This window comes from Bradyrhizobium sp. (assembly GCF_035273305.1).
In the GTDB taxonomy this organism is placed as follows: Bacteria; Pseudomonadota; Alphaproteobacteria; order Rhizobiales; family Xanthobacteraceae; genus Bradyrhizobium.
Window position 1 is genome coordinate 1 of sequence record NZ_DATEPI010000319.1, and the last position, 5,271, is coordinate 5,271.

At 59.4% G+C, this 5,271-nt stretch carries 4 protein-coding genes and 2 rRNA genes; 3 read left to right on the forward strand and 3 right to left on the reverse strand.

The window, feature by feature from the left end; genetic code table 11:
* Positions 1–293 precede the first annotated feature (293 nt).
* The 3 genes from VJV58_RS21060 to VJV58_RS21070 all read left to right on the forward strand — a co-directional run bounded on the left by VJV58_RS21060 (position 294) and on the right by VJV58_RS21070 (position 3,462).
* Positions 294–1,106, forward strand: a complete 813-nt coding sequence (locus VJV58_RS21060; protein WP_324139300.1) for an alpha/beta hydrolase — start codon at positions 294–296, stop codon at positions 1,104–1,106.
* Positions 1,107–1,233: 127 nt separating this feature from the next.
* Positions 1,234–2,034: a phytanoyl-CoA dioxygenase family protein gene (locus VJV58_RS21065; RefSeq protein WP_324139301.1), complete on the forward strand. Its 801-nt coding sequence runs from the start codon at positions 1,234–1,236 to the stop codon at positions 2,032–2,034.
* Between the two features lie 117 nt (positions 2,035–2,151).
* Positions 2,152–3,462, forward strand: coding sequence for an NAD(P)H-dependent oxidoreductase (locus VJV58_RS21070; protein WP_324139302.1), 1,311 nt, complete (start codon positions 2,152–2,154; stop codon positions 3,460–3,462).
* A 256-nt stretch (positions 3,463–3,718) separates the two neighbouring features.
* Here VJV58_RS21070 and VJV58_RS21075 read toward each other — a convergent pair whose 3' ends face one another.
* The 3 genes from VJV58_RS21075 to VJV58_RS21085 all read right to left on the reverse strand — a co-directional run.
* On the reverse strand, positions 3,719–4,312 hold the full coding sequence (locus tag VJV58_RS21075; protein ID WP_324139303.1) for a hypothetical protein: 594 nt from the start codon (positions 4,310–4,312) through the stop codon (positions 3,719–3,721).
* A 381-nt stretch (positions 4,313–4,693) separates the two neighbouring features.
* A 5S ribosomal RNA gene (rrf, locus tag VJV58_RS21080) occupies positions 4,694–4,808 on the reverse strand.
* 69 nt (positions 4,809–4,877) lie between these two features.
* A 23S ribosomal RNA gene (locus tag VJV58_RS21085) occupies positions 4,878–5,271 on the reverse strand; the annotation flags it as partial.

Below are 5,271 nucleotides of genomic sequence, written 5' to 3' on the forward strand. Positions count from 1 at the left end.
CCCCAGGCAATCCCGCACCGTCCGATGGATGTGTCGAATATCGCAAAATGATGAGCAGTCATCGCTGGCTCCTACTCTGTCTATGCATTTAGTCTGATGCTGGATCGGAATCTAGGCTTGGAGATTGTTGCGATCCACCCGAATTCCGGGCCGATTCCACTCATCCGATCAAGGCGCTGGCGACCCTGGCAGTGTAAAAAAGCGGTTGGGCGCGCGCCAGGTTCATGGAATGGTGCCCGGATGAGTACGCCGGCAAATGCCCGCCCCCTCTTTCAACATTCCGCGAGTGCCCCATGCAGACCCTGAACGTCAACGGATACGACATGGCCTATCTCGAGGTCGGCAAAGGACCGCCACTGGTGTGCGTCCATGGCACGCTCGGCGATTTCCGAACCTGGTCGGCGGTGTTGGGCCCATTGTCCAGAGCGCGCCGCGTGATCGCGGTAAGCTTGCGCCATTTTTTTCCGGAGCGCTGGGATGGCGTCGGAGACGACTACCTGATGGCGCAGCACGTCGCCGACGTGATCGAATTCATCGACAGGCTGAATTTGGGACCGGTGGATTTGATGGGCCACTCCCGCGGCGGACACATCGCATTCCGGGTTGCCGAGCAGCGTCCTGAACTGTTGCGCAAGCTGATCCTGGCAGAGCCCGGCGGCGAACTCGACCCATCGCTTGATCCGCACGCCAATTCCGCGCCATCGCCGCGCGCAATGAGGTTCGTCGGCGCCGCCGAGAAAATCAGAAACGGAGATATCGAAGGAGGCGTTGCGGCATTCTTCGACGTGATCGAAGGCGATGGCGCGTGGAAGCGCTTGCCGGCCGCGCCTAAGCAGCAGCTTCGCGACAACGCTTTCACATTGCTCGGGCAGATGGGCGAGAATCGCCAGCCCTACAAAAGGTTCGAGGCGGAATCGATCAAGACGCCGACGCTGTTTGTCGGGGGCGCCGCCACGCAAGGCACGTTACCGGAGGTGCTGCGGGCGCTGGCCGCGCATGTTGCGGGCGCGAAAACGGCGATGATAGCCGGTGCTGGGCACTGGATGTTCGAGCAGGCGCCGCAAGAATTTTGCCGGATTGTCCTTGAGTTCCTCGACGCAAATTGATCCAGCCTTGGGACGGGGTGGCGCCCTTTTGGCTTGGCGCGGCCGGTTGGTAAACCCCCCAGCCGGTGCTACCTTTAGCTCAAGAACTCCAGCAGAATTCGCCTGACAGAGCGAGGAGGAAAACCCCATGAAGCTGACCCAGCAACAAATCGAGGACTTCAACCGCGAAGGGTGGCTGTTTTTGCCCGAATTGTTCAGCCCCGAGGAAGTGGAGTTTTTGGCGCGCGAGGCAGAGCGCATCTACGACACCAAGCGTCCCGAAGTCTGGCGCGAGAAGAGCGGCGCGCCTCGTACAGCCTTTGCAGCGCACCTCTATAACGAGGCCTTCGGCGTGCTCGGCGCGCATCCGCGCATGATAGATCCCGTCGAGCAGGTGTTCGGCGAGAAGGTCTACATGCATCAGTACAAGATCAACGCCAAGTCGGCTTTCACCGGCGACGTCTGGCAATGGCACCAGGACTACGGCACCTGGAAGCGAGACGATGGCATGCCGGAGCCGCGCGCGATGAACATCGCAATCTTCCTCGACGAGGTCATGCCTATCAATGGGCCGTTGATGCTGGTGCCGAAAAGTCACCACGCCGGCAATCTCAAAGCGTCGCATGATCTCGAGACGACCTCATACCCGCTTTGGACACTGGACGAAGAAACGGTCACGCGGCTGGTGAAGGAAGGCGGCATTGTCGCGCCCACCGGGAAAGCGGGTGGCATGCTGATGTTCCACGGCAACCTGGTGCACGGGTCGGCCGGCAACATCACGCCCTATCCCCGCAAAATCGTTTACCTGACGCTGAACGCGGTTTCGAATTACATCCGAACTCCGACGCGGCCCGAGTACATCGCACATCGCGACTTCACGCCGATACAAACCGCAGATGACGACGCGCTGATCCGGCTCGCGCGCGCCCATCGCCAGGCTGCGGAGTGAGACCAGGTTCGACCCACAATCATCAGCCTTCATGCATAGCCGACGCGTAGCGTCGAGGGCGTGGTCGCGCCAAAAAGGCGCGCGCCGGAATGACGAGAACAGGATAATTGCGGGCCCATGAATCTTCATCGTCTGCTTGAGGGCCGTCGCGCGGCTGGAAAGCCGGTTCAGGTCGCATTGATCGGCGCCGGCAAATTCGGCTCGATGTTTTTGTCGCAGGTACCGCATACGCCAGGGCTTGAAGTGCCCGTCATCGTCGATCTCGATCCCGAGCGGGCGCGCGAGGCCTGTCGAACTGTCGGCTGGGACGCCGCGCGGATCGCAGCGACGATATTCACGCCCGAAGCGGCCAAGGCAACGTCGGGCTCGATCGAAGTCATTGTGGAAGCGACCGGGAATCCTGCGGCCGGCATCAGGCATGCGCGGGCAGCGATCGGGGCCGGCAAGCACATCGTCATGGTCAATGTCGAGGCCGACGTATTGGCTGGACCGCTGCTGGCAAAGGAAGCGCAACGTGCGGGCGTGGTCTATTCGCTCGCCTATGGCGACCAGCCGGCGCTGACCGCGGAGTTGGTGGACTGGGCCCGCGCCACTGGCTTTCGCGTTGTCGCCGCCGGGAAAGGCACAAAATACCTGCCGGCTTATCATGACGTCACGCCAAAGGACGTCTGGGGCCATTACGGGTTGACCGCCGATGAGGCGCAGTCGGCGGGAATGAACCCGCAGATGTTCAACTCGTTTCTTGACGGCACCAAGTCGGCGATCGAAATGGCGGCGATCGCCAACGCCAGCGGATTGGAGGTTCCCACTAACGGCCTTTCATTTCCACCGTGCGGCGTCGATGATCTGCCGCATGTGATGCGACCACGCGACCAAGGCGGTGTATTGGAAAAAGCGGGCGTGGTGGAAGTGGTGTCGTCGCTGGAGCGGGACGGCCGGCCGGTGTTTCGCGACCTGCGTTGGGGCGTGTATGTCGTTCTGGAGGCGCCAAACGAGTATGCCGCCGATTGCTTCAAGCAATATGGGTTGAAGACCGATGCCAGCGGACGCTACGCGGCCATGTACAAGCCGTATCATCTGATCGGATTGGAATTGAATATCTCCATCCTGTCGGCGGCGCTGCGCCGCGAGCCGACCGGGCAAGCGCTGCAGTTTCGGGGCGATGTCGGTTCAGTGGCCAAGCGGCCGTTGCGCGCCGGCGAGATGCTGGATGGCGAGGGTGGCTACACCGTCTGGGGCAAATTGATGCCGGCCGCCGCAAGCCTCAAGCACGGCACGGTACCGATCGGCCTGGCGCACAAACTCAAGCTGAAGAACGACATCGCTCACGGCGCACTGGTGCGCTGGAATGACGTTGAGGTCGATCCGCATGACGAGACCATCAAGACGCGCCGGGCGATGGAAAAAGCCTTCGGCGGGGCGAAATAGACGCTCCTGTTGCGCGGCCCGTGCGAGAGCAATCAGCAACGACTAGCGATGCCCCGCGCTGGTCGTGATCAACTCAATTAGAGGCTGATCGGTTCTGATCGAATCAAAATCGGGCTGTAGCTTCTTGGTATAACACGTTTTTCTTCACCGCGAACCGGCGTCCACTTCGCTGGAAAACGCTCTAGGCTGCTCTTCTGACGCGTTTTCTTCGCGAACCGGCGTCCACTTCGCTTGAAGACGCTCCAAGCTTGCAGCGCTACTGTTGATCGTCGCTCAAGGCGTCGGCGAGCTTGTCGTAATATTTCACGACCAGGTCGATATTTCCCTTGTTCTCAATCGGCGGGGACGGCGCCTTCAGCGCCTCGTCGAGATCGGCCAGGGCCTGCTTTTTGTCATTGGCCGGCATACTGGTGTCCGATTGGATCTGGGCGATCTGCGCCTTGATAATGGCTTCGGAGCCGACGTATTTTTTGGTGGCAGGGTCGATGCCGGCGAGCACCAGGCTGATGTTGTCGATGACCTCGTTGTATTCGTCGTAACTTGCAAAGCCGTTCTTTCTGGCGACGCCATCGAGCTGGGCCGTAACTTTGGCATCCGGCTTGGCATCATCCGGAAGCTTCTCGGTTATGGCGTCCATATCCTTCTGCGCCGTGAGCACGCCTTCGATCTGCTTGTCGGTCAGCGCGATCTGCTTCAGTACCGGCGCTTGACCGGGCGGAGGCGATGCCTGAACCGGAGTGGCTTGCTCCCGGGTTTGCCCCGATCCATCACCGCTGGATGCAACAATGATGCAAACGGCGAGACAGACGACCGACAGGGCGGCTGCAACGGGACGAATGAATTCGCGCATCGGAAACTCCTGGATTCAGGCCGGCTGATGGCTCAGTAGCTTGAGTGAGTGATGAGGGCGGAACGTGGCGGGCTGACGATGGAGGGAGTGGACGATAATTATGGCTGAAGAAAATTGGGCCTGTTTGTATGAATGGTGACCGAACGGCGCATTCAGTTCGTACCTCGCGATCGCATTTTATTGATCAGCGTTCGACGTTTAGATCAGCATTCGAATCGGTTGAAGCCGATCTTGATCTCATCCCGTTGGGGGAATGATCTTTTCAGGAGAAAACAGAGATCCCATCATCTCGCCTACAACGAAAAAAACGCCGCTTCCCAAAGGGAAACGGCGTTTTGTTCGATCACGACACGAAAAGAGGAATTGCTTTGTCCTTGGCAGGCCTGGCAGCGACCTACTCTCCCAGGGCTTAAGCCATAGTACCATTGGCGCTGAGGAGTTTAACGGCCGAGTTCGGGATGGGATCGGGTTCAAGCTCCTCGCTAGAACCACCAGGCCGGCGAAGGACAAAGAAACGAAGCAAGCCGTCGACATGCGCATGTACGCATGGACATTGAAAATGAGAGCAATCAAGCCAATCGAACGATTAGTACCGGTAAGCTACATGCGTTGCCGCACTTACACACCCGGCCTATCAACGTGGTCGTCTTCCACGGTTCTCAAGGGAATTCTCGTTTTGAGGTGGGTTTCCCGCTTAGATGCTTTCAGCGGTTATCCCGTCCGTACATAGCTATGCAGCACTGCCGCTGGCGCGACAACTGCTCCACCAGAGGTACGTTCATCCCGGTCCTCTCGTACTAGGGACAAATCCTCTCAAAATTCCAACACCCACGGCAGATAGGGACCGAACTGTCTCACGACGTTCTGAACCCAGCTCACGTACCACTTTAATCGGCGAACAGCCGAACCCTTGGGACCTTCTCCAGCCCCAGGATGTGATGAGCCGACATCGAGGTGCC

What these genes read in the sequence shown, in the direction of transcription:
- VJV58_RS21070 (WP_324139302.1), top strand. Translation starts at nt 2,152, where the DNA reads ATGAATCTTCATCGTCTGCTTGAGGGCCGTCGCGCGGCTGGAAAGCCG.
- VJV58_RS21060 (WP_324139300.1), top strand. Translation starts at nt 294, where the DNA reads ATGCAGACCCTGAACGTCAACGGATACGACATGGCCTATCTCGAGGTC.
- VJV58_RS21075 (WP_324139303.1), bottom strand. Translation starts at nt 4,312, where the DNA reads ATGCGCGAATTCATTCGTCCCGTTGCAGCCGCCCTGTCGGTCGTCTGT.
- VJV58_RS21065 (WP_324139301.1), top strand. Translation starts at nt 1,234, where the DNA reads ATGAAGCTGACCCAGCAACAAATCGAGGACTTCAACCGCGAAGGGTGG.